Below are 22,857 nucleotides of genomic sequence, written 5' to 3' on the forward strand. Positions count from 1 at the left end.
CCCGGTCTCCCGGGGCCCTTCTTCTTGGTCTTACTCCCACTCGATGGTGCCCGGCGGCTTGGACGTCACGTCCAGCACCACCCGGTTGACCTCCGCCACCTCGTTGGTGATCCGGGTCGAGATCCGCTCCAGCACCTCGTACGGCAGGCGCGTCCAGTCCGCGGTCATCGCGTCCTCGGACGACACCGGGCGCAGCACGATCGGGTGCCCGTAGGTGCGGCCGTCGCCCTGCACGCCGACGCTGCGGACGTCCGCGAGCAGCACGACCGGGCACTGCCAGATCTGGCGGTCGAGGCCCGCGAGGGTCAGTTCCTCACGAGCGATGGCGTCGGCCTGGCGCAGGGTGTCGAGGCGGTCCTGGGTGACCTCGCCGATGATGCGGATGCCGAGGCCCGGGCCGGGGAACGGCTGGCGCTGCACGATCGTCTCGGGCAGGCCGAGCTCGGTGCCGACGCGGCGGACCTCGTCCTTGAACAGGGCGCGGAGCGGCTCGACCAGTTCGAACTGCAGGTCGTCCGGCAGGCCGCCGACGTTGTGGTGCGACTTGATGTTCGCGGTGCCCGCGCCGCCGCCGGACTCGACGACGTCCGGGTAGAGCGTGCCCTGCACGAGGAACTTGTAGTCGCCCTCGGCCTTGAGGTCGCGCTCCGCCTGCTCGAACACGCGGATGAACTCGCGGCCGATGATCTTGCGCTTCTCCTCCGGGTCCGTGACGCCGGCCAGCGCGTTCAGGAAGCGCTCGCGGGCGTCGACGGTCACCAGGCGGATGCCGGTGGCGGCCACGTAGTCGCGCTCGACCTGGGCGCGCTCGCCGGAGCGGAGCAGGCCGTGGTCGACGAAGACGCACGTGAGGCGGTCGCCGATGGCGCGCTGGACCAGGGCCGCCGCGACCGCGGAGTCGACGCCACCGGACAGGCCGCAGATCGCCTTGCCGTCACCGATCTGCTCGCGGATCCGGGTGACCTGCTCGTCCACGATGGACGACGTCGTCCACTGCGGACGGATGCCCGCGACGTCGTGCAGGAACCGGCGCAGCACCTCCTGACCGTGCGGCGAGTGGTGCACCTCGGGGTGGTACTGCACGCCGGCGAAGCGGCGCTCGGTGTCCTCGAACGCGGCGACCGGCGCGCCCTCGCTGGTCGCGGTGACGGTGAAGCCCTCGGGCGCCTCGGTGACGGCGTCGCCGTGGCTCATCCACACCGGGTGGCTCGCGGGGAGCTCCTGGTGCAGCGAGCCGCCCTCGGACGGCACGCTCAGGTCGGTGCGGCCGTACTCGCGGGTGCCGGTCTGTTCAACCGCGCCACCAAGTGCGCGCGCCATCGCCTGGAAGCCGTAGCAGATGCCGAAGACCGGGACGCCGGTCTCGAACAGCTTCGGGTCGACCTGCGGCGCGTTCTCCGCGTAGACGCTCGACGGGCCACCGGACAGAACGATGGCCAGCGGGTTCTTGTCGAGGATCTCGCTGACCGTCGCGGTGTGCGGGACGACCTCGGAGTAGACCTGGGCCTCGCGGACGCGGCGGGCGATCAGCTGCGCGTACTGGGCGCCGAAGTCGACGACGAGAACAGGGCGGTTGCTGGTGTCGGACACGCCGCCAAGGATCTCATGCGTGGACGAGGAACTGCTGACCGGTGGCGGGCTGAACCAGGTGTTCAGGGTGGGTGACGCGGTGCGCCGGCCGGCCGGGCCGTGGGCTCCCCGCGTGCACGAGTTGTTGCGACGCTTGGCACCGCTGGGGATCGCGCCGGTTCCGCTCGGGCTCGACGACGAGCACGAACTGCTCAGCTACCTGCCGGGTGAGGTTGGCCACGTGCACCCTTCGGGCGACCAGGCGTTGATCGAGTCGGCGCTGCTGCTGCGGCGCCTGCACGACGCGTCGGTTCCGTTCCTGGACAGCCTGCGAGACGAGGCGTCTCGTCTCGGATTAGACCTGGACGGGCGGCAGTCCCGAGACGAGACGTCTCGTCTCGGATTAGACCTGGACGGGTGGCAGTTCGCGGCGAGAGAGCCCGTGGAGGTGGTGCTGCACGGTGACTTCGCGCCGTACAACATCGTGTTCACGGACGGCCGCCCGACGGGCGTCTTCGACTGGGACGGCGCGCATCCGGGTCCGCGCTGGTGGGACGTGAGCTGGGCGGTGATCCAGTTCGTGCTGGCGCTGCCGGACGACCGCGAACGGCGCACCCGGCTGTTCTGCGAGACCTACGGGATCGACTACGACGCCGAGCACGTGTTGATCCGCCTGGACGACATGATCCACACGATTCGGACACATCCGGCGTTCGTGCTCCAGCGGGCCGAAGGGCATGTCGACCACTACTTGCGTCTCGTCAGGTACGTGCAGGCCACTAGGGCTTAACGTGGGCCTCATGGACGCGTTCACGCCGCAACCCAGGCCGTGCTGGGTCGCCGGCCGCCCCGAGCAGGGCGAGCGGGCGTTGGAGGTTCTCCACCCCTTCGACGGCACCGAGGTCGCCTCGGTGGCCGTGCCGGGCAGAGATCAGGTGGAACGCGCGGTGGCGGCGGCCGCGGCCGTCGCCAAGGAGTTCCGGCGGACACCCGCGCACGTGCGGGCGGAGGCGTTGCTGCAGGTCTCGCGTTCGCTGGCCGAACGCGCCGAGGAGATCGCCGAGACGATCACCGCGGAGAACGGCAAACCGCTGAAGTGGGCCGAGATCGAGGTGTCCCGCGCGGTCAACACGTTCCGCTTCGCCGCCGAGGAGGCGCGGCGGTTCACCGGCGGGCTGCAGCGGCTCGACACCGAGGCCGGTGGTGTGGGGCGGATGGCGATCGTCCGGCACGTGCCGCGCGGGCCCGTGCTGGCCGTGGCGCCGTTCAACTTCCCGCTGAACCTGGTGGCGCACAAGGTCGCGCCGGCGCTCGCGGTGGGCGCGCCGGTGATCGTGAAACCTGCGTCCGCGACACCGCTTTCCGCGCTGTTGCTGGGCGAGGTCCTGGCCGAGACCGATCTGCCCGAGGGCGCGTTCTCGATCCTTCCCGTGCGCGGCAAGGACATGGACGCCCTCGTGCAGGACGAACGACTGCCGGTCATCTCGTTCACCGGGTCGACGAAGGTCGGCTGGTCGTTGATGGATGCCGCGCCGCGCAAGCACGTCGTGATGGAGCTGGGTTCCAACGCGGCCGCCATCATCTGTCCTGATTGGACGGATCTGGACCACGCGGCGCAGCGGATCGCGACGTTCGGCAACTACCAGGCCGGGCAGTCGTGCATCGCCGTGCAACGGGTGATCGTGGACCGGTCGAAGGCCGAGGAGTTCGTGCCGAAGCTCGTGGCGGCGGTGTCAGCGTTGAAGACCGGCGACCCGCACGACCCCGAGGTCGAGGTCGGTCCGTTGATCGACGAGGACAACGCACGGCGCGTCGAGGAGTGGGTCAACATGGCCACCGACGTCGGCGCTCGCGTGCTCCTGGGCGGCAAGCGGACCGGGGCGACGGTCGAGCCGACCGTGCTCACCGGCGTGCCGAAGACCGCGAAGGTGTGGACCGAGGAGATCTTCGGGCCGGTGCTCGTGGTGTCCGTCGCGGACGGCGTCGAGGACGCGTTCGCGCAGGCCAACGACTCCAAGTACGGGTTGCAGGCTGGGGTGTTCACCCGCGACGTGCAGGTGGCGTTCGAGGCCGCGGCCGAGCTGGAGGTCGGTGGCGTGATCATCGGTGACGTGCCGTCCTACCGCGCCGACCAGATGCCGTACGGCGGCGTGAAGGGGTCGGGCACCGGACGTGAGGGCGTCCGGTCGGCGATGGAGGACTTCACCGAGGAACGCATCACCGTGCTCACCGGGATTCAGCTGTAGCCCAACGCCCTGCGCAGCACCCCGTCGTCGTCCGCGGCACCGGCGACGTGGCCGTCGGGCCGGATCAGGCGCCCGCCCGCGACCGTGAAACCCGGTCCGGCGGTGCGTGATCCGGCCACGAGCTCACCGCCCTCGGTCGTCAGCGGGGAGTCGGTGTAGACGAACGGGGTGAAGAGCTTGCCGGAGTCGATGCCCTCGCCCTTTACGAGCGCTTCGGCCCGGCGGGCCCGTTCCGCGGGAGTACCCGGCACCAGGAACCGCATGGTGTCGCCGGTGATGCGGAGGTTCTCGTCGGCGGCGGCACCGCGTTCGGCGTCGTAGGAGGCGAGCAGGTGCGGACCTGCCTCGCCGGCGCGGTCGGCGGCGATCTTCCACGCGGCGTTGTCGGCGTCGCAGATCCCGGAGTTCAGCCCGCGAGCACCGAACGGGCTCATCACGTGGGCGGCATCACCCGCGAGCAGGACCCTGTTGTCGCGCAGGATTTTCGCCCGGCGCTGGTGGAAGCGGTAGGTGGACTGCCAGACGACCTCGTACGGCCTGTCGCCGACGATCGCGCGGACGTGGGCGTCGGTGAGCTGGACGTCCTCGGCGACCTGCCAGTCGATCCGCCACACGCCGTCCGGCTGGGGATGCAGGAGGACCTGGCGGCCGGGATTCCACGGCGGGTCGAAGTAGAAGCGGCGCTCGGGCGTCTCGAAGTCCAGGTCGACGCGGACGTCGGCGATGATGAACCGGTCCTCGAACGAGAAGCCCTCGAACGGGATGCCCAGGAGCTGCCTGACCTTCGAGTGAACGCCGTCCGCCGCGATGCAATGACTCGCCCTGATTCCGTCCTGTGTGGACACTCCGTCGGCGTCCTGGACGAGGGCTTCGAGGGCGTGCCCGTAGCGGAGTTCGATCAGCGGTTCGGCGCGGACCCGTTCCTCCAGCAGCCGCTCGACGACGGTCTGCGGGGTGTTCACGAACGGCGGGAAACCCGTGCCCTCCGGGAAGGTGAGGGTCAGCACCTCGCGGTCGCGGTGGTAGGTGCGGCCGGTGTACCAGGTGACACCCGCGTCGGCGACGGCCTGCCCGACGCCGATCCGTTCGAGGACCTCCAGGACGTCGCGCTGCACGCAGATCGAACGGCTGCCCGTCCGCGTGCGCATCGGCTCCTTCTCCAGCACGATGCTCGGCACGCCGGCCCTCGCGAGGAACAGCGCGGAAGCCAGCCCCACCGGTCCGGCCCCGACCACCAGGACCGTCACTGCAGGGCATCCCAGACGGCGCGGTCGCGTTCGGCGGTCCAGATCTCCGGCCAGTCCTTGCCGTCGCACTCGTCCCAGTAGCGCTGCACATCGAACGGCAGGCAGTGCTCGAAGATCGGCCAGCGCCCGTAGCGGCCTTCGAGCGTCCTGTGCGCCAGTTCGAACGCCTGCTTGAGCGTGCCGCCCTCGGAGTGGACCCCGCCGACCGTGCGGCGCAGTTCGTCGAGGAAGTGCCTGCTCTGGTTGATCGCGGCCTCGACCTCGATGCGGTCGCGGGCGACCTTGCCGCGCCCGCCGACCAGGACCTCGGCGCCCAGATCCTCGATCTCGTCCAAAGTGGACGTCGCCCACTCGTCGTGGAACGCGTCGCCGGTGTAGAGCGCGGCCTGCGACTCGACCAGGTCACCCGCGAACAGGATGCGTTGCTGCGGCAGCCACGCCACGATGTCTCCGGCCGTGTGCCCGCGCCCGAGGAACTGCAGCACCAGGTCACCGCGTTCGTCGCCGAGCGGGATCGTCATGCGGTCGGAGAACGTCAGCGTCGGCCAGGTCAGGCCGGGGATCTCCTCCGGCTGTTCGAAGAGCCGCGGCATCCGGCCGAACTCGCTGTCCCAGTCCTGCTGGCCGCGTTCGGCGATCAGCACGCGCGTCATCTCGTGCGCGACGATCTCCTGGGCCTCGAACGCGCTGGCCCCGAGCGTGCGCACGGCGTGGTAGTGGCTGAGCACGAGGTACCGGACGGGCTTGCGAGTGTGCTTGCGCAGTTGCGTGAGCCACCTGCGCGCCGCCGCGGGGGTGGCCCGCGCCTCGAAGCAGATCAGGAAGTCCTCGGCCTCGATGGCCGCGACGTTGGGATCGCCTTCGGCGGTCAGGGTGTAGACACCATCGGCGAGTTCGACGAAGACCTCGTCCTTGGGGGCGAGGTCAGCGCTGGAGGCGAACGGCTTTTTGGCCATGCCTCCACCGTGTCAGGACGCCTTCACGATCGGCAACCGCAATGCGGCTGGAGCTTGATCGGGAACCGCCGGGTTCTTCGGCTTCGTCGGGTTGATCCGCCGGTAGGGCTGCTCCTGGGCGGGCCGCTGGTCCAGCTCGCCCTTGTTCGGCCACAGCGAGAAGGCCCGCTCGGCCTGCGCGGTGATCGTGAGGCTCGGGTTCACGCCGAGGTTGGCGCTGATCGCCGAACCGTCCACAACGGACAGTCCGGGGTAGTTGAACACCCGGTGGTACGGGTCGATCACGCCGCCCGCCTGGCTGTCCGCGATCGCGCAGCCGCCGATGAAGTGCGCGGTCAGCGGGATGTTGAACAGCTCGCCCCACGTGCCGCCGGCCATGCCGTCGATGTGCTTGGCCGCCAGCAGGTTCGCCGCGTGACCGGCCGGGATGAACGCCGGGTTCGGCTCGCCGTGCCCCTGCTTGCTGGTGAGCTTGCCGCGCTTGAGGAACGTGGTGATGGAGTTGTCGAGGCTCTGCATGACCAGCAGGATCACGGTCCGCTCGCTCCAGCGGTGCACGCTGAGCAGTCGCAGCAACCGGAGCGGGTGCCTCACGGCCTGCTTGATGAACTGCAGCCATCGCGGCGTGCTCAGCGCTCCGTCCGTGGCGAGGGTCTGCAGCATGCCCATGGCGTTGCTGCCCTTGCCGTACCGGACGGGCTCGATGTGCGTGATCGCGTCGGGGTGGATGGAGCTCGTGATCGCGACGCCCTGCGTGAAGTCGGTGTCCGGGTCGACCGTGTACCGCGCGGCACCGATGATCGACTCGGAGTTGGTGCGGGTGAGCTCGCCGAGCTTGTTCGAGATCTTCGGAAGCGTGGTCGCCTTCGCCTTGTGCAGCAACTGCTGCGTGCCCCACGTGCCGGCCGCGATCACGACCTGGTCGGCCGTGAAGGTCCTGGTCGCCTTGCCACCGGTCATCCTGGTGTCGATGGTCCAGGTGCCGCCGGACTCGTTGAGCCGCGTCACCGTGGTCAGCGGGAAGACCTGGGCGCCGAGCTTCTCCGCGAGGTAGAGGTAGTTCTTGACCAGCGTGTTCTTGGCGCCGACCCGGCACCCCGACATGCAGCTGCCGCACTCGGTGCACCCGGTGCGTTCCGGCCCGGCGCCCCCGAAGTACGGGTCCGCGGCTCGCTTGCCGGGCTCGCCGAAAAACACGCCGACGGGCGTCGCGTGGTAGCTGTCCTCGACCCCCATGTCCTTCGCGACCTTCTGCATGACGACGTCGCTCGGGGTCGTCGTGGGGTTCGTGACGACGCCCAGCATCCGGCTCGCCTGGTCGTAGAACGGCTCCAGCTCGTCCTGCCAGTCGGTGATGTGCGCCCACTGCCGGTCCTCGTAGAACGGCTCGAGGGGCCGGTACAGCGTGTTCGCGTAGACGAGGCTCCCACCGCCGACACCCGCCCCGGCGAGCACCATGACGTTGCGGAGGGTGTGGATGCGCTGGATGCCGAAGCACTTGAGCTGCGGCGCCCACAGATACCTGCGGAGGTCCCAGCTGGTCTTGGCGAACTCGTCGTCGGCGAACCGGCGCCCCGCCTCCAGGACGGCGACGCGGTAGCCCTTCTCGGTCAGGCGGAGCGCGGCCACGCTTCCGCCGAACCCGGAGCCGACGATGACGACATCGAAGTTACCGGCGAGTTCACCCATGGATCGGAGAGTAGGCGTTACTTCCGGTAACGCCTAGTCCCCTATCGGTTCAGAGGGGCGAGGAGCGGTCATGAAGGCGGTCCAGAGGTCCACTGCCTGTTCGAGGCTGAGCGCCGCGACCTGCGCCCGCGGACGCATCCCTTCAGCTCACAGAACCAGACCTTCGATGACCCAGACCATGAACGCCACGGCCAGCGCCGTGATCACCAGACCTCCGAGGACGAACAAGGTCAGCATCTTCCAGCCGATGCCGCCGACGCCCTCGCTCTCGTCGACCGCGTCGACGTCTTCCGGCACGTCCTCGAACTCTTGGACTTCGGCGTCCGGGTCGATCGTGTCCACATCACTGTTCTTGCCGTCGCCGAACAAGGCATCCAATTCCACGCTCTCATGGACGCACGGGGTAGCCGTCTGGTTGCAAGATCAGGTTTGGGCCCATGCGGCAATCGGCAGACTGAGGTAAACGCCCACGTCAGCAAGGCCCGTGGCGTCGGCGATGGCGGCGCACAGGTCGTCGACGCGCTCCTGGCGACCCTGGGCACGGCTCTCGAACCACTTGGAGCGGACCTCGACCACGAGATCCATGCCGGTCGAGTCGAGCGGGCCGCGCTGGCGGAAGCGCAGGTCCACGTCGCCGGGCTGGAGGTCACCGTCGTAGGGCTCCTCCGGGCACTCCACCGCCAGCGAGACGGCGTGCGGGAGCATCGCCGCGAGGTCCTCGAGCACTGGGGTGGGCACGTGGGACGCGTAAGTGATCTCGACGAGCGGCACGGCGTCCAGCAAAGCAGAAGGGCGCGTCCCGGCTGGAACGCGCCCTTCCACGACAAGACCTCTAGCCGCGGATCGTCAGGCCGACCTTCTGGAACTCCTTGAGGTCGGAGTAGCCGGTCTTGGCCATGGCCCGCTTGAGAGCGCCGAACAGGTTCGTCACGCCGCGCGGGTCGGCGGACGGGCCGAACAGGAGCTTGCGCAGGTCGAGTTCCTGGTCCACCGCGTCGGCGACGAGGCTGCGCGGCACGGACGGGTGCGCGGACGACGCCGTCCAGTACAGGCCCTGGCCCGGTGCCTCGGTCGCGGCGGCCAGCGGCTCGCCGAGCATCACGGCGTCGGCACCGCAGGCGATGGACTTCGCCACGTCGCCCGAGGTCGTGACGCCGCCGTCGGCGATGACGTGCACATAGCGGCCGCCGGTCTCGTCGAGGTAGTCGCGGCGCGCGGCCGCGGCGTCGGCGATCGCGGTGGCCATCGGCACGCCGATGCCCAGCACCGAGTCGGTGGTCGTGACGCCGGGCGTGTAGCCGTAGCCGACGATCACGCCCGCCGCGCCGGTGCGCATGAGGTGCATGGCGGTGCGGTAGTCACCGACGCCGCCGGCGATCACCGGGATGTCGAGGTCCGCGATGAACGACTTCAGGTTCAGCGGCTCACCACCGCGGGACACGTGCTCGGCCGAGATGATCGTGCCCTGCACGACCAGGATCTCGACGCCCGCGGCCAGCAGGTCCGGCGTGAGCTCCGCGGCGCGCTGCGGGCTGACGCGGACCGCCACGGTGACGCCCGACTCGCGGACCTGCTTGATCGCCTCGGCGACCAGGTCCATCTGCAACGGGGCCGCGTGCAGCTCCTGCAGCACCTTGACCGCCGCCGCCGGGTCGTCGCTGTCCTCGGTCGCCCGGACCAGGCGGAACAGCGCCTCGTCCACGTCGCCGTGACGGGCCCAGAGGCCCTCGGCGTTCAGCACACCGAGGCCACCGAGCTCGCCGACCGCGACCGCCGTGCCCGGCGACACGATGGCATCGGTCGGGTGGGTGATCAGCGGGATGTCGAAGCGGTAGGCATCGATCTGCCACGTCGTGGAGACGTCCTTAGACGACCTCGTCCGACGCGACGGGATGATCTCGATGTCGTCCAGCTCGTAGGCCCGCCTCGCGGTCCGGCCCATGCCGATCTCGACCAGATCGCGCACCTGTGGTTCCTCTCCAGAGCACTAAGAACGGGCGTCTAGCAGCCCGAACACCCTAACGGGTGGTGTAGTTCGGGGCCTCGACGGTCATCGTGATGTCGTGCGGATGGCTTTCCTTCAGGCCCGCCGCCGTGATGCGCACGAGCTGCTGCTGCTGGAGCTCGGCGATCGTGTGGGAGCCCGTGTAGCCCATCGCCGCGCGCAGACCACCGTTGAGCTGGTGCACGACCTGGGACAACGGACCGCGGAACGGCGTGCGGCCCTCGATGCCCTCGGGGACGAGCTTGTCCTCGTTGAGGACGTCGTCCTGGAAGTAGCGGTCCTTCGAGAACGACTTGTTCTCGCCACGGGACTGCATGGCGGCCAGCGAGCCCATGCCGCGGTAGGTCTTGAACTGCTTGCCGTTGACCAGGATCAGGTCGCCGGGCGCCTCCTGGGTGCCCGCGAGCAGCGATCCGAGCATCACGGCGGACGCGCCGGCCGCGATGGCCTTGGCGATGTCGCCGGAGTACTGGATGCCACCGTCACCGATCACCGGGACACCGGCGGGGGTGCAGGCCAGCGAGGCCTCGTAGATCGCGGAGATCTGCGGCACACCGACACCGGCGACGACGCGCGTGGTGCAGATCGAGCCGGGACCGACGCCGACCTTCACGCCGTCCGCGCCCGCGTCGACCAGGGCCTGGGCACCGGCTCGCGTCGCGACGTTGCCGCCGACGACGTCCGCCGAGTCGCCGAGCTCCTTCTTGATGCGGGCGACCATCTCGAGCACGCCGCGCGAGTGGCCGTGCGCCGTGTCGACCATCAGCACGTCGACACCGGCCTCGGCGAGCGTCATCGCGCGGACGAACGAGTCCTCGCCCACACCGACGGCGGCGGCGCACAGCAGGCGGCCGTCCGGGTCCTTGGTGGCCATCGGGTACTGCTCGGTCTTGACGAAGTCCTTGACCGTGATCAGGCCCTTGAGCTTGCCGTCACCGTCGACGATCGGCAGCTTCTCGACCTTGTGGCGGCGCAGCAGGCCGAGCGCGGCCTCCGCCGACACGCCCACCTGGGCCGTGACCAGCGGACCCTTGGTCATGACCTCGACCACCCGCTTGGAGTGGTCGAGCTCGAAGCGCATGTCGCGGTTCGTGATGATGCCGACGAGCTTGTTATTCCCGTCGGTCACCGGCACGCCGGAGATGCGGTAGCGGGCGCACAGCGCGTCCACCTCGGCCAGCGTGGCGTCGGGCGAACAGGTGACCGGGTCGGTGACCATGCCGGCCTCGGACCGCTTGACGGTCTCGGCCTGCCGGGCCTGGTCCTCGACGCTCAGGTTGCGGTGCAGCACGCCGATGCCGCCCTGACGCGCCATCGAGATCGCCATCCGGCCCTCGGTGACGGTGTCCATCGCGGCGCTGGCCAGCGGAATCTTCAGGGAGATGTTGCGCGAGATCCTGGTGCTCGTGTCGACGCCGCTCGGGACGACGTCCGACTCGGCAGGCAGCAGGAGCACGTCGTCGAAGGTCAGTCCCAGCATGGCGAACTTGCCCGGGACTCCGTCAGCGTTGAGCTCGCTGGTCATAGCGGGTGACATGCCTTCCGTGGTGCGGTCTGCGCTCTGCCTGCCCTTTTGGGGTCCTGCGTGTCCAGTTTCCGCAGGCGGAGGCGGTGCGCCCCATGGTATCTGGACGACCGAGGGGGTACGGCGGGTACCGTGCGGGGTCGTGCCGCACGACGCGTTGCCACCAGACCCCTTCGCAGGCGACCCAGAAGACCCCGCACTCTCTCTGGGCGAGCCCGACCACGACCATCCCCCGATGGACGACGACGAACGGACGGAGCTGGTCAGCGACCTGAGCGACCTCGCCGTCTACCAGGCGTTGCTCGAACATCGCGGCGTCAGAGGCATCGTCGTGGACTGCGGCGAGTGCCAGGAACCGCACTACCACGACTGGGCACTGTTGCGAGCCTCACTCGAGCAGCTGCTCGCCGACGGCCGCATGCGCCCGCACGAGCCGGCGTTCGATCCGAACCCCGGGGCCTACGTGAGCTGGGAGTACTGCCGCGGGTACGCGGACGGCGTGACCGCGACGGAGTCGGCGCACTGACCTGACCTGGGTTCTCGGCGGACGAGTGAGATGCAGCACTCGTCCGTCGTCACCGGTCACATTCCATCCGACGTGTGAACGCCCGAGCATGTGAACGGCCCCTGACCTCGAAAGATCAGGGGCCGTTCACACTGCGTCTCAGTTGGTGCCGGTCGACTGCCCGACGGTCTCACCGTTCGTCCCGGTCGACCCGGGGTTCTCCCCTGGGCCGGGGTCCGGCGGCGGAGGCGGCGGCGGGTTCTCCTCGCCGCCCGAGGTCGGCGGCGGTGGGGTCTCCGACGACGGCGGCACGGACGGCGCCGTGGTCGTCGGCTCCGGCGACGGCGTGGTCGTCGAGGTCGGGGGCTGCGAAGTCTGGCTCGGCTGCGTCACCGGGGGCGTCGTCGGGGTCGGCGGCGCCGTCGAGGTGTTCGTGTCGAGCTCCTTCTCGAGCTCCTTGTGCTTCTGCTCGAGCTGCTGCTTGCCGTCGGCCGTCGAGACGGAACCGAGGCTCGCCTCGATCTTGTTCAGCTTCTCCCGGGCCTCGTTGACCTTGCCCTCGCGCAGGGCGAGGCGGGCCGACTCGAGGTCGGTGTTGATGATGGCCGCGGCCTCGATCGACTTCGCGTGCTCGGAGTAGAGCACTCGCGTGAGGCCCCAGAGCGCGTCGCCGGGCTGTGCGTCGCGGGCGACGAGGCTCACGCCGGTGAAGGCGATGGCCAGGACCGCCGCGGCACTCGCCAGCGGGATCAGGAAGCGGTGCCTGCTCACCGGCTGCGGGCGGGCAGCCTGGATCGTGGCGATGGCGGTCTCGGTGTCGACGAGCTCGCCGAACGGCTCCGTCTCCACCTCGTTGCGCCACGCGAGCAGCAACGCGTTCAGATCGTCGTCGCCCAACGCGCCGGCCGCACCCGGAGTCGCCGACCCCAGCGCGTCCAGCAGCCTGTCATCAGCCTGTACAGCCGAAAGATCATCTGCGACGGGTTCGTGCGGGGCTCTATCGTCCTGTCCGCGCACTTCTCCGTCGTCCTTCCCGTGTTCGTCGGCCACTCAGACCACCTCCTCCGCTGCCAGCGACTTGCGCAGCCGGGCCAGCGCACGATGTTGCGCCACCCGTACCGCACCCGGCGTCGAACCGACCGCCTCGGCAGTTTCCTCGGCGGAGAGTCCGACCACCACCCTCAACAGCAGGATCTCCCGCTGCTTCTCCGGCAGGACGCGCAGCAACACAGCCATCCGGTCGGAGAGTTCGCCCTGCATCGCCCGCTGCTCCGGACCAGCTTCGGTCTCCGGCGCGTCCGGGACTTCGGGAACGGGCTCGGAGCGGTTCCTGGCGGCAGACCGATGTGCATCGGCGACCTTGTGCGCCGCGATCCCGTAAACGAACGCGAGGAAGGGCCGACCCTGATCGCGGTAGCTGGGCAATGCCGTGAGCACCGCGAGACACACCTCCTGGGCCACATCGTCCGCCGAAGCGAAGCTTCGCTCCTGCCTTCCAACTCTGGCGCGGCAGTACCGCACCACAAGAGGACGAATGGAGGCCAGCAGGCGTTCGATCGCCTGGCGGTCGCCGTCGACGGCCGCGCCCACTTCGGCGTCCAGTCCGTCCCCCAAGTTGGTCATCGCAGACAACAGCCCTGGTGTTACTCGTTGGCGTACCGACACGGAACAACACGAGTCACTCACAGCGACCCGTCGCAGCAGCTTCACCGTACCGGTCTCCAGGCCTTCTGTTCATAGGTGGGGTATGGACACCCCGAGTGAACAGCGGACACACCGAACGGCTTACAGCCCGGCGACATTGTCACCGGGCTGGGCTAAATGCGCGACCTGGAGGATCACCGGCCGGACAGGTGAGCCGTCTCACGCCACCGGCCCCGCTTCCCCACATGCGGCATATGAGGACACGGGGCCGGTGCGGCAAGAACCACCTACTGGACGAGGCCTCGCCGGAAGCCGTGCGCGACCGCCTGAGCGCGGTCACGGACACCGAGCTTGCGGAAGAGACGACGTGCGTGCGTCTTCACCGTGTCCTCCGACAGGTAGAGCTCGCGGCCGATCTGGCCGTTGCTCTTGCCCTGGCTCATGCCCCGCAGCACCTGGAGCTCACGCTCCGTGAGCTGCACGCCGGGGTCGGAGGGCTGACGAGGCGCCGGCACCGAGGTGCTGGCGAGCGTGTGCGCGAGGGCTGCCACAAGCTCGGGACGCGACGCGTCCCACCTCAGGTAGCCACGAGCACCACCGGCGATCGCCGCGGCGATGCTCCCGGCGTCGTCGGGCGCGCCGAAGACGATGACGTTTGCCTGGGGGTTCGCGGAGACGAGCCGACGGGTTGCTTCAACCCCGGTCGGGACGGCGCGCTGGGTTCCCACCAGTACGACGTCGACCGGCTGCCTTGAAAAGCGAGCCAACAACTCGTCACCGTGCGCTACGCAGTCGATGCGGCTGACCCCTGGGACAGCCGACATCACGCGGGTGAGACCCTCACGCACACTGCGCCGGTCGTCGCAAATAAGGACCGTGGTCACGGGGACTCCTTTCCTGCAGCCGAGTGACGTTCCATCTCCCCTATCGGACGCTGGCGGCCAAACCTTGACACGATCCGGTGCTTAATCCGTCAAGAAGTTCGCCTGAGGGTCTGCGTTCGGGGGTTCCCCGGAACGGAGCAGCCCGGTCGGCACCCAGGGGGAGTCAAGTGCGACCTGTCGGCTGACGGGATCAGCTCTGCGTAACACGCAGCTCAGAGCCTCCGTCGCCCGGTCGATGGCGGTTGCGCCCACCGTGGTGGCATGGCCCGCCAGGACGAGAGCGCTCGGCCAGATCAACGGCTGGAGCCCGTTCTCAGCACTGTGATTTAGCTCACACTCGACTAGTTCAAGCCCGCGATTCAGGCCTTCGGCGGTCCCCCACACGACCAACGAGGTGCCCAGGACGAGTGCCGACTTGAGCTCGTGCCGCAGCGCCTTTCTGCTCGTCGCCAGGCCGTACGCGTGCTCGGCCGGTGCCACGGCGGCGTCCGCGTGCCCGGAGGCCAGCTCGATCTCGGCGGTCACCCAGCCCTTGCGGACCTCACCACGCCAGGACCGCGTCTCAACTCGTGCGAGCAACCTGCGGGCCTCGTCCAGGCGTTGAGCACCGAGCGAATCGGCGGCGAGGCCGAGCAGCGCGTCGGTCCGGGCGCCTGCGGCGTCGATCCCGTCGGGGTCGCACGGGGCCGACAACGGAACGCGCGCCAAGGCGGCGCCGTCGAGAGCCCGGGCGAGATGGTGGGCACCCAGCTGACGGTGGTGCGACGCGCGAGTCGAGAGAGACAGAGAAGCGATCACCGGGTCGGGGTCGTGACGGAGCGCGTCCAACACGGTGGCCGCGGCGGCGTAATGGCCCTGGCCGCCCAGCACCACGGCCGCCAGCCATCGGACGCGGGGACAGGGCGACGAGAGCGCGGGCCAGACGTCGAGACCGGGTGAATCGCCGAACGCGGCCCGGCGCAGCTCCTCTTCGAACACGAGGAGGGAGTCTTTCAGGTGACCGCGGCCTCGACCGCGTCCACGGCGGCCGCCAGGTCCTCCACCCGTTCGGCCGGCGCGGTCACCACCCCGCGCCGCCACCCCGGCCCTCCCACGAACACCCGCACCTGCTGCCGGGTCCTCGGCAGCGCCGCGATCACCCCCGGATCGGCGTACCGGGGCAACTGCGCCCACAGCACCACCGCAGAGGGTGCGGTCCGGCGCACGGCGGCAGCCAGGGCGTCCACCGGCAACGCCGCCCCCAGCTGCCGCACGACCACGCCTCGGTGCGCCAGTTCGGCGGCGAGCGGGTAGAGAGGGAGGTTGTGCCTCTCCTCCGGCATGCACGCCAGCAGCACGGGGCGGTGGTTGCGCCCGAGGGTGACGAGCGGTGTGGCGCGCACGAACGCCGCGAGCACGCACTCGTTCAAGAGGTGCTCGACCTCGACGCCGGCGCCGGAGAGCTGCCAGCGGGCGGCGACGGCCGTCAGGACGGGGCGGACGACCTCGTTCCAGGTCGCCACCACACCGTCGGACGCCAGCGAGTCGGCGAGCATCCCCTGCACCGCGATCGAGTCCATCGCGACCGCGGCCCGGCCCAGACCGCGCGCCAAACGAGACGCTCCGGGCATTTTCAGTCCACGTCCACCCGATGGTGCGACGGGAACCACTCCGTGTGTCACCGACGATTTCGAGTCTAGTGCGAAACGGGCCGCCTCGGCGGAGGACGCGCCACGCAGAAGTGCGCGTTGCATCAATTCCAAACGAGCCACGTCGGGTGGCCCGTATTTCCGGTGCCGCCCCACGGTGTGGCCGGTCGGGCCCAGTCCGTAGCGGCGGTCCCAGGTGCGGAGCGTGGCGGGAGCCACGCCGAGTCGCCTGGCCACCGCGGCCACTGAGAGAAGGGGCTCACTCGTGTGACTACCGGTCGATTCGATCTCCGGCGGTGTCATCACGAGAGCCATGTTCCGTTCACCTCATCCGGGCGGCAACTCCGGGCGGTGAGTGATCGAACACGCGTGCCGTCACCCATCAGTTGATAAGGGTCTTCAGCCTCTTGAACAAGTTTTGACGCGGTTCTACGGTGGATCATCGTTAAGCCGAATGGAGCAGTCGTCACGGAGGCGGTCTCGATGGCGGACACCCGAAGGCTCCCCGGTCCCAACGCAGACTTGTGGGACTGGCAGATGCGCGGTTCGTGCCGGGGCATGGACAGCGCGTTCTTCTTCCACCCCGACGGTGAACGGGGTCCGGCGAGATCACGCCGGGAAGCTCGCGCGAAGGCTGTCTGCCTCGCCTGCCCGGTTCTGGAGATGTGCCGCAGACACGCTCTGGCCGTGCAGGAACCGTACGGAATCTGGGGCGGGCTCTCGGAATCGGAGCGCGACCACATCATCAAGGCGCGAAAGCGGCAGTTGGCAATTGTCTAGACGATAAAACAAGGGAGAGGGCGGCATGTGTTCATTGCCGCGCCTCCGGCGCAAGCTTGCCTCGCGCATGCTATTTGAGCACAAAAGGACGGCACCGCGAGGTGCCGTCCTTTTGTCTCTGACAGTCGGTTCTCAGTGGCCGTGCCCGTGCCCGTGGCCGTGGCCACCGGCGGCAGCGGGCTCGTCCGCCTTCTTCTCGACGACGGCGCTCTCGGTCGTGAGCACCATGCGCGCGATGGAGGCGGCGTTCGCCACGGCGGAACGCGTGACCTTGACCGGGTCGATGATGCCCTGCTCCAGCAGGTCACCGAACTCCAGCGAGGCCGCGTTGATGCCGAAGCCCCACTCGCCCTCGCGGACCTTGTTCACCACGACGGCGCCTTCGAGGCCGGCGTTCGTGGCGATCCAGAACAGCGGCGCGGACAGGGCCTTCGCGACGAGCGCGACACCCGTGGCCTCGTCACCGGTCAGGCCGAGGCCGCCGTCGAGCACCTTGGAGCCGTGCACGAGAGCGGAGCCACCGCCGGGGACGATGCCCTCCTCGACCGCGGCCTTGGTGGCGGCGACCGCGTCCTCGATGCGGTGCTTGCGCTCCTTGAGCTCGGTCTCGGTGGCGGCGCCGACCTTGATCACGGCGATGCCGCCGGAGAGCTTCGCGAGGCGCTCCTGGAGCTTCTCGCGGTCCCAGTCGGAGTCCGTGTTCTCGATCTCGCGGCGCAGCTGCTCCGCGCGACCGGCGATGTCGGCCTTGGTGCCGCCGCCGTCGACGATCGTGGTGTCGTCCTTGGTCACGACGACGCGGCGGGCGGAGCCCAGCTGGTCGAGCGTGGTCTCGGTGAGCTTGAGGCCGATCTCCGAGGAGATCACCTCGCCACCGGTGACGACCGCGAGGTCGTCGAGGAACGCCTTGCGGCGGTCACCGAAGAACGGCGCCTTCACGGCGACGACCTTCAGGGTCTTGCGGACGGCGTTGACCACCAGCGTGGACAGGGCCTCGCCCTCGACGTCCTCGGCGACGATCAGCAGCGGCTTGCCGGACTCCGCGACCTTCTCGAGGATCGGGAGGACGTCGGCCAGGGCCGAGATCTTCTCGCGGTGCAGCAGGATGCGGACGTCTTCGTAGACGGCCTCCTGCGCCTCGAGGTCGGTCGAGAAGTGCGTCGACACGTAGCCCTTGTCGAACTGCACGCCCTCGGTGATCGCGAGCTCGGTCGCGAGCGTGGACGACTCCTCGACGGTGATGACACCGTCCTCGCCGACGCGCTCGATGGCCTCGCCGAGCAGGGCGCCGATGGACTCGTCACGCGACGAGACCGTGCCGACCTGCGCGATGTTCTCGCGGCCCTTGACCGGGGTGGCCTTGCCGCGGAGCTCGTCCACAACGGCGTCGGCGGCGGCCTGGATGCCACGGCCGAGCGCGGTCGGGTTCGCACCCGCGGCGATGTTGCGCAGGCCTTCCTTGACCAGCGCCTGCGCCAGCACGGTGGCGGTGGTGGTGCCGTCACCCGCGACGTCGTTGGTCTTGGTGGCGACCGACTTGGCGAGCTGCGCGCCGAGGTTCTCGAACGGGTCGTCGAGCTCGATCTCACGGGCGATCGTCACACCGTCGTTGGTGACCGTCGGGCCACCGAACTTCTTGTCGAGCACGACGTGGCGCCCGCGCGGCCCAAGGGTGACCTTGACCGTGTCGGCGAGCTTGTTGACGCCGCGCTCGAGCGCCCGACGAGCGTCCTCGTCGAAGCTGATCTGCTTGGGCATTGAACTCAAAGCCTCTCTGGGTAGCGAAACGCCCCGGCGACCCCGGTTGGGGCGCCGGGGCGTCAGTCATGACAGCCGAGCGTCTTAGTTGACGACGGCCAGCACGTCGCGAGCGGAGAGGATCAAGTACTCCTCGCCGTTGTACTTGACCTCGGTGCCGCCGTACTTCGAGTAGATGACGACGTCGCCGACAGCCACGTCCAGCGGGACGCGGTTGCCCTTGTCGTCGATGCGGCCGGGGCCGACCGCGAGGACCTTGCCCTCCTGGGGCTTCTCCTTCGCGGTGTCCGGGATCACGAGGCCGGAGGCGGTCGTCGTCTCGGCCTCGGAGGCCTGAACGACGATCTTGTCCTCAAGCGGCTTGATGTTCACGCTCACCGGGATGACCTCCACGGGTCGTTGGCAGGTTCGTTTGTTTAACGGCTCCTGCCACCCCGCCGTCGCGGGGGTCGGGGCGGTGCTGGTGCCGTGCAGTTGGCACTCTACCCACGAGAGTGCCAAGCCTTCAACGAGCCCCCCGAACCGATCACCATCCGGGATCCGTATTCAGGTGCATGTCCCCCTTGACGCGCCGAACGCTGCTGCTCGCAGGCGTGGCAGGAGTCACAGCGCTCTCGGCCGCCGCGTCCGCCCGGCCGAGCGACCCTTTCACACTCGGTGTGGCCTCGGGCGACCCGGCACCCGACGGGGTGGTCCTGTGGACCCGGCTGGCCCCCGAGCCGCTCGCCGAAGACGGTCTCGGAGGCATGCCGAACCGTCCGGTCGAGGTGTTCTGGCAGGTCGCCGAGGACGAACGGTTCACCCGAATCGTGCAGCGCGGCTCCACCACGGCTCGACCAGAGGAGGCGCACAGCGTCCACGTCGAACTCTTCGGGCTGGCGGCCGGTCGCGAGTACTTCTACCGCTTCAAGGCCCTCAACCACCTCTCACGGACAGGCCGCACGCGCACGGCACCGCCTCCGACCGTGCTGCAGGTACCGCTGACGATGGCCTTCGCGTCGTGCGCGCAGTACGAGCACGGGTACTTCACGGCTTATCGCAGGCTCGCGGAGGACGAGCCCGACCTGGTGCTGCACCTCGGCGACTACACGTACGAGTACGAGAGCGGCATCCACGTCGCCCCGAGCGGCAACGTCCGGCAGGTCGAGGGCCCCACCACCGTGACGCTCGCGGGGTACCGGCGGCGGCAGGCGCAGTACAAGACCGATCCCGACCTGCAGGCGGCGCACGCCGTGGCGCCGTGGTCGGTGATCTGGGACGACCACGAGATCGACAACAACTGGGCGGGACTGCTGCCGGACAAGCCGCAGTCGAACTTCCCCGCGCGCCGGGCCGCAGCCGTCCAGGCCTACTACGAGAACATGCCCCTGCGCAGGTCACCGAGGCTGTACCGGCGGATCGGGTGGGGTGCGCTCGCGACGTTCCACATGCTCGACACCCGCCAGTACCGGACCGACCAGGCCTGCGGGGACGGGCTGCAGCTCTGTCCCGAACGGCTGGAGCCCGAGCGCACCATGCTCGGCGCCGCGCAGGAGGACTGGCTGTTCGACGGCTTCCGCGGCTCCGAAGCCCGCTGGGACGTGCTCGCGCAGCAGGTGTTCTTCTCGCAGTACGACTACATCCCCGGCGAGGTCGACAAGTTCCTGCTGGACGCGTGGGACGGCTACGTGGCGGACCGCGACCGGGTCGTGGCGGGGCTCGCGGACGTGCGGAACCCGATCGTGCTGACCGGGGACGTGCACGCGGCGTGGGGCGCGGAGGTCAAGCAGCGCTGGGACGACCCGTCGTCGAAGACCCTCGCGACCGAGCTCGTCACCACCTCGATCACGGCCGGTGGCGACGGCTCGGAGGAGTACGCCGAGACACCGCTGTGGCTGCGCGAGAACCCGCACGTGAAGTACTTCAACAACCGCCGCGGTTACACGCTCACCAGGTTCACGCCCGATGAGCTGCGCACGGACTTCCGCGGCCTCGACTACGTGACGACGCCGGGGTCGCCCGTGCGCACGAAGGCGACTTTCGCGGTGGAGGACGGGAGGCCGGGCCTCAACGAGGTCTAGCGGAGCTGACCCTGGTGAGGCCCGGTCTCCCCCAGGTCCGGGTCAGAGGATCTGGACCGCGTTGACCGGCAGGCCGGGGTTGGTCGACAGGTCCATCGACGACGGCTTCGCGCCCGCCGCCACCAGGTGCGCTCCGAGAGCGGCGATCATGGCGCCGTTGTCGGTGCACAGCCGTGGGCGCGGCACGCGCAGCTCGATGCCGGCCTCGGCACACCGTTCGGCGGCCAGGCCGCTCAGCCGCGAGTTCGCCGCGACACCGCCGGAGATGACCAGCGTGCCGACGTCGAGGTCCTTCGCGGCGCGGATCGCCTTGGCGGTCAGCACGTCCGCGACGGCCTCCTGGAACGACGCGGCGACGTCGGCCAGCGGGATCTCCTCGCCGGCCCGCTCGGCGCGTTCGACCCAGCGGGCGACCGAGGTCTTCAGGCCGGAGAACGAGAAGTCGTACTTCGCGTCGCGCGGGCCGGTGAGGCCGCGCGGGAACGCGATCGCGCACCCGTTGCCCTGCTTGGCGAGCTTGTCGATGGGCGGGCCGCCGGGGTACGGCAGGTCGAGCAGCCGCGCGACCTTGTCGTACGCCTCACCGGCGGCGTCGTCCACGGTGGACCCGATCTCGGTGATCGAGTTCGCCAGGCCGCCCTCGATCAGCAGCAGCTGCGAGTGGCCGCCGGAGACCAGCAGCGCGAGGCAGCGCTGCGGCAACGGGCCGTGCTGCAGCGTGTCCGCGGCGACGTGGCCCGCGAGGTGGTTCACTCCGTAGAGCGGCTTGCCGAGCGCGGCCGCGTACGCCTTGGCCGCGGACACGCCGACCAGCAGCGCACCGGCGAGACCGGGGCCCGCGGTGACGGCGATGGAGTGGATCTGGGAGAGCTCGACCTTCGCGGTGTCGAGCGCGCGGCGCATGGTCGGGACCAGCGCCTCGAGGTGGGCGCGCGAGGCGACCTCCGGCACGACGCCGCCGAAGCGGGCGTGCTCCTCGACGCTGGAGGCGACCTCGTCGGCGAGCAGTTCGAGCGAGCCGTCCGGACCGAGGCGGACGATGCCGAAGCCCGTCTCGTCGCACGAGCTCTCGATGCCCAGGATCAAGCGGTCAGACACTTTGCGCAGGCCTTCCCATCGTGTACGCGTCGGCACCCGACGGCTGGTAGTAGCGGCGGCGCAGGCCGAGTTGCTCGAAGCCGTGCGCCTTGTACAGGGCGATCGCGGGCTCGTTGTCCGTGCGGACCTCGAGGAAGACCGGTACGCCGATCTCGTCGACGCGGGCCAGCAGGTCTCGCAGGAGGGTCTTGCCGACGCCCCTGCCCTGCCAGTGCCCGATGACGGCGATCGTGTGGACGCTGGCCTCGTGCGGACCGGCACCGAGACCGGCGTACCCGATGAGCTCGCCGTCCGCGTACGCGCCGAGGTAGTAGTTGCCGTTGTCGAGCTCGCTGTGGAACGCGTTCTCGCTCCACGGGTCGTCGCCGGGGAACAACGCCAGCTCGATCTCGTGGCACCTGGGCACGTCGGCGTGCCGCAGGGGCGCGAGCGTGACGGTGCCGGTGGTCATGCCCTGGTCACCTTCTTGCGCCCGGTGGGCTCGACGGCGTCGGGACGGCGCAGGTAGAGCGGGGTGAGCGCGGCCGGGCGGGCCTTCGCGAGCACCTCGGCGGCGGCCGCGGCCACCAAGCCCTCGGGGCTCGGGTGCTTCGCGCCGAGGATCTCTAGGCCGAGGACCTCCCGGTATATCTCGGCACCCTCGCCCGTGGCCTGGTGCACGCCCATCGCCGGCAGCTTCTCGGCGAGGTCCTGCGGGCGCTCGACGTGCGGTCCGTCCGTGCGGCGACCGGCTGCGTCGTAGGCGGCCCAGTAGACCTCCTTGCGCCGCGCGTCGGTCGCGACGAGCAGCGGGTGACCGCTGGCGGCGTCCTTGGCGATGGCGTCGGTGGTGGCGACCGGGTAGACCGGGCGGTTGAGCGCCTGGCCGAGCGCGGCGGCGGTGGCCAGACCGACCCGCAGGCCGGTGAACGGCCCGGGACCGGCGCCGACGACGATCGCGTCGAGGTCGGCGAAGGTCTTGCCGGCTTCCTGCAGGGCGTCGCTGATGTGCGGGGTGAGCAGCTCGCCGTGCGCCTTGGCGTTGAGCGTCACCCGCTTCGCGAGCAGGCGCGGCGGGGAATCGGGCGCGAGTTCGACCACACCGGCGGTGACTGCGGGGGTGGCCGTGTCGACGGCGAGCACTAGCACGATTGGCCAGCGTAGTACTAGGTCGTGACCGCCATCCGGTGGCCTCTGGCCGCAAGATGGCGGTCATGGGGGGCGCCGGACGGGAGCTGTCCTGGGAGGTCCGCCGTGGGGGATGGCCGAAGGGCTCGTTCGGCC

General features: G+C 69.7%; 23 protein-coding genes. 5 read left to right on the forward strand and 18 right to left on the reverse strand.

Features of this window, described 5'->3' with window-relative positions; all coding sequences use genetic code 11:
- Nucleotides 1-30 precede the first annotated feature (30 nt).
- Nucleotides 31-1,590, reverse strand: a complete 1,560-nt coding sequence (guaA, locus tag IEY88_RS41145; RefSeq protein ID WP_189160325.1) for a glutamine-hydrolyzing GMP synthase — start codon at nt 1,588-1,590, stop codon at nt 31-33.
- 19 nt (nt 1,591-1,609) lie between these two features.
- Here guaA and IEY88_RS41150 point away from each other — a divergent pair, with 19 nt between their 5' ends.
- Nucleotides 1,610-2,359, forward strand: coding sequence for an aminoglycoside phosphotransferase family protein (locus tag IEY88_RS41150; RefSeq protein WP_229694244.1), 750 nt, complete (start codon nt 1,610-1,612; stop codon nt 2,357-2,359).
- Nucleotides 2,360-2,369: 10 nt separating this feature from the next.
- Entirely contained in the window at nt 2,370-3,815 is a 1,446-nt protein-coding gene (locus IEY88_RS41155) for an aldehyde dehydrogenase family protein (RefSeq protein ID WP_189160327.1), read from the forward strand.
- On the opposite strand, the gene IEY88_RS41160 is transcribed toward IEY88_RS41155, so the two are convergent.
- The 7 genes from IEY88_RS41160 to guaB form a co-directional block, all read right to left on the reverse strand.
- Entirely contained in the window at nt 3,806-5,062 is a 1,257-nt protein-coding gene (locus IEY88_RS41160; RefSeq protein WP_189160328.1) for an FAD-dependent monooxygenase, read from the reverse strand. The genes IEY88_RS41155 and IEY88_RS41160 overlap by 10 nt on opposite strands.
- A complete protein-coding gene (locus tag IEY88_RS41165) occupies nt 5,059-6,018 on the reverse strand; it encodes an MBL fold metallo-hydrolase (protein ID WP_189160329.1) in 960 nt (319 codons plus the stop codon). Before IEY88_RS41165 ends, IEY88_RS41160 begins: the two co-directional genes overlap by 4 nt.
- A 12-nt stretch (nt 6,019-6,030) precedes the next feature.
- Nucleotides 6,031-7,707 (reverse strand): FAD-dependent oxidoreductase, encoded by a 1,677-nt coding sequence (locus IEY88_RS41170; RefSeq protein WP_189160330.1) that lies wholly within the window; start codon nt 7,705-7,707, stop codon nt 6,031-6,033.
- Nucleotides 7,708-7,854: 147 nt separating this feature from the next.
- Complete coding sequence (locus tag IEY88_RS41175) at nt 7,855-8,091, reverse strand: hypothetical protein (protein WP_189160331.1); 237 nt, start codon at nt 8,089-8,091, stop codon at nt 7,855-7,857.
- Between the two features lie 39 nt (nt 8,092-8,130).
- Nucleotides 8,131-8,529, reverse strand: coding sequence for a hypothetical protein (locus IEY88_RS41180; RefSeq protein WP_229694245.1), 399 nt, complete (start codon nt 8,527-8,529; stop codon nt 8,131-8,133).
- A 10-nt stretch (nt 8,530-8,539) separates the two neighbouring features.
- A complete protein-coding gene (locus IEY88_RS41185; RefSeq protein WP_189160332.1) occupies nt 8,540-9,673 on the reverse strand; it encodes a GuaB3 family IMP dehydrogenase-related protein in 1,134 nt (377 codons plus the stop codon).
- Nucleotides 9,674-9,725: 52 nt separating this feature from the next.
- Entirely contained in the window at nt 9,726-11,237 is a 1,512-nt protein-coding gene (guaB, locus tag IEY88_RS41190) for an IMP dehydrogenase (protein WP_189160376.1), read from the reverse strand.
- Nucleotides 11,238-11,379: 142 nt separating this feature from the next.
- Here guaB and IEY88_RS41195 point away from each other — a divergent pair, with 142 nt between their 5' ends.
- Nucleotides 11,380-11,763 carry a DUF5319 domain-containing protein gene (locus tag IEY88_RS41195; RefSeq protein ID WP_229694246.1) on the forward strand — a complete coding sequence of 128 codons (384 nt, stop codon included), beginning with the start codon at nt 11,380-11,382 and terminating at the stop codon, nt 11,761-11,763.
- Between the two features lie 138 nt (nt 11,764-11,901).
- On the opposite strand, the gene IEY88_RS41200 is transcribed toward IEY88_RS41195, so the two are convergent.
- The 5 genes from IEY88_RS41200 to IEY88_RS41220 all read right to left on the reverse strand — a co-directional run bounded on the left by IEY88_RS41200 (nt 11,902) and on the right by IEY88_RS41220 (nt 16,201).
- Nucleotides 11,902-12,792, reverse strand: coding sequence for an anti-sigma-D factor RsdA (locus IEY88_RS41200; RefSeq protein WP_189160334.1), 891 nt, complete (start codon nt 12,790-12,792; stop codon nt 11,902-11,904).
- Nucleotides 12,793-13,365 carry a sigma-70 family RNA polymerase sigma factor gene (locus tag IEY88_RS41205; protein ID WP_030471987.1) on the reverse strand — a complete coding sequence of 191 codons (573 nt, stop codon included), beginning with the start codon at nt 13,363-13,365 and terminating at the stop codon, nt 12,793-12,795.
- 308 nt (nt 13,366-13,673) lie between these two features.
- Nucleotides 13,674-14,270 carry a response regulator transcription factor gene (locus IEY88_RS41210; RefSeq protein WP_030471988.1) on the reverse strand — a complete coding sequence of 199 codons (597 nt, stop codon included), beginning with the start codon at nt 14,268-14,270 and terminating at the stop codon, nt 13,674-13,676.
- Between the two features lie 81 nt (nt 14,271-14,351).
- Nucleotides 14,352-15,248 carry a hypothetical protein gene (locus IEY88_RS41215; RefSeq protein ID WP_189160335.1) on the reverse strand — a complete coding sequence of 299 codons (897 nt, stop codon included), beginning with the start codon at nt 15,246-15,248 and terminating at the stop codon, nt 14,352-14,354.
- A 14-nt stretch (nt 15,249-15,262) separates the two neighbouring features.
- Entirely contained in the window at nt 15,263-16,201 is a 939-nt protein-coding gene (locus tag IEY88_RS41220; RefSeq protein ID WP_189160377.1) for a MerR family transcriptional regulator, read from the reverse strand.
- A 180-nt stretch (nt 16,202-16,381) separates the two neighbouring features.
- Between IEY88_RS41220 and IEY88_RS41225 the strand changes: the two genes are divergently transcribed.
- Nucleotides 16,382-16,678, forward strand: a complete 297-nt coding sequence (locus IEY88_RS41225; RefSeq protein WP_086663892.1) for a WhiB family transcriptional regulator — start codon at nt 16,382-16,384, stop codon at nt 16,676-16,678.
- A 132-nt stretch (nt 16,679-16,810) separates the two neighbouring features.
- On the opposite strand, the gene groL is transcribed toward IEY88_RS41225, so the two are convergent.
- Together groL and groES are read right to left on the reverse strand one after the other, a co-directional pair.
- The gene (gene groL / locus IEY88_RS41230) at nt 16,811-18,436 is read right to left on the reverse strand and encodes a chaperonin GroEL (RefSeq protein ID WP_189160336.1); all 1,626 of its coding nucleotides are present in this window, start codon (nt 18,434-18,436) and stop codon (nt 16,811-16,813) included.
- An 84-nt stretch (nt 18,437-18,520) separates the two neighbouring features.
- Nucleotides 18,521-18,814 carry a co-chaperone GroES gene (groES, locus tag IEY88_RS41235; RefSeq protein WP_030478362.1) on the reverse strand — a complete coding sequence of 98 codons (294 nt, stop codon included), beginning with the start codon at nt 18,812-18,814 and terminating at the stop codon, nt 18,521-18,523.
- 176 nt (nt 18,815-18,990) lie between these two features.
- On the opposite strand from groES, the gene IEY88_RS41240 reads away from it, so the two are divergent.
- Complete coding sequence (locus IEY88_RS41240) at nt 18,991-20,496, forward strand: alkaline phosphatase D family protein (protein ID WP_189160337.1); 1,506 nt, start codon at nt 18,991-18,993, stop codon at nt 20,494-20,496.
- 42 nt (nt 20,497-20,538) lie between these two features.
- On the opposite strand, the gene tsaD is transcribed toward IEY88_RS41240, so the two are convergent.
- From tsaD to tsaB, 3 genes are read right to left on the reverse strand one after another with little or no spacing between them, the layout of a single operon-like run.
- Nucleotides 20,539-21,594 (reverse strand): tRNA (adenosine(37)-N6)-threonylcarbamoyltransferase complex transferase subunit TsaD, encoded by a 1,056-nt coding sequence (gene tsaD / locus IEY88_RS41245; RefSeq protein ID WP_189160338.1) that lies wholly within the window; start codon nt 21,592-21,594, stop codon nt 20,539-20,541.
- A complete protein-coding gene (gene rimI, locus IEY88_RS41250) occupies nt 21,587-22,045 on the reverse strand; it encodes a ribosomal protein S18-alanine N-acetyltransferase (protein ID WP_189160339.1) in 459 nt (152 codons plus the stop codon). The genes tsaD and rimI overlap by 8 nt, the downstream gene beginning before the upstream one ends.
- Complete coding sequence (gene tsaB, locus IEY88_RS41255; protein ID WP_189160340.1) at nt 22,042-22,722, reverse strand: tRNA (adenosine(37)-N6)-threonylcarbamoyltransferase complex dimerization subunit type 1 TsaB; 681 nt, start codon at nt 22,720-22,722, stop codon at nt 22,042-22,044. Before tsaB ends, rimI begins: the two co-directional genes overlap by 4 nt.
- Nucleotides 22,723-22,857: the final 135 nt, after the last annotated feature.

Origin of the sequence: Lentzea pudingi, assembly GCF_014646255.1 — a bacterium.
In the GTDB taxonomy this organism is placed as follows: Bacteria; Actinomycetota; Actinomycetes; order Mycobacteriales; family Pseudonocardiaceae; genus Lentzea; species Lentzea pudingi.

Excerpts from the sequence above, each read along its gene's own strand:
- IEY88_RS41170 (WP_189160330.1), bottom strand. The coding sequence starts at position 7,707 with ATGGGTGAACTCGCCGGTAACTTCGATGTCGTCATCGTCGGCTCCGGG.
- IEY88_RS41155 (WP_189160327.1), top strand. The coding sequence starts at position 2,370 with ATGGACGCGTTCACGCCGCAACCCAGGCCGTGCTGGGTCGCCGGCCGC.
- groL (WP_189160336.1), bottom strand. The coding sequence starts at position 18,436 with ATGCCCAAGCAGATCAGCTTCGACGAGGACGCTCGTCGGGCGCTCGAG.
- guaB (WP_189160376.1), bottom strand. The coding sequence starts at position 11,237 with ATGACCAGCGAGCTCAACGCTGACGGAGTCCCGGGCAAGTTCGCCATG.
- IEY88_RS41220 (WP_189160377.1), bottom strand. The coding sequence starts at position 16,201 with ATGACACCGCCGGAGATCGAATCGACCGGTAGTCACACGAGTGAGCCC.
- rimI (WP_189160339.1), bottom strand. The coding sequence starts at position 22,045 with ATGACCACCGGCACCGTCACGCTCGCGCCCCTGCGGCACGCCGACGTG.
- IEY88_RS41165 (WP_189160329.1), bottom strand. The coding sequence starts at position 6,018 with ATGGCCAAAAAGCCGTTCGCCTCCAGCGCTGACCTCGCCCCCAAGGAC.
- IEY88_RS41240 (WP_189160337.1), top strand. The coding sequence starts at position 18,991 with ATGTCCCCCTTGACGCGCCGAACGCTGCTGCTCGCAGGCGTGGCAGGA.
- IEY88_RS41225 (WP_086663892.1), top strand. The coding sequence starts at position 16,382 with ATGGCGGACACCCGAAGGCTCCCCGGTCCCAACGCAGACTTGTGGGAC.
- IEY88_RS41205 (WP_030471987.1), bottom strand. The coding sequence starts at position 13,365 with ATGACCAACTTGGGGGACGGACTGGACGCCGAAGTGGGCGCGGCCGTC.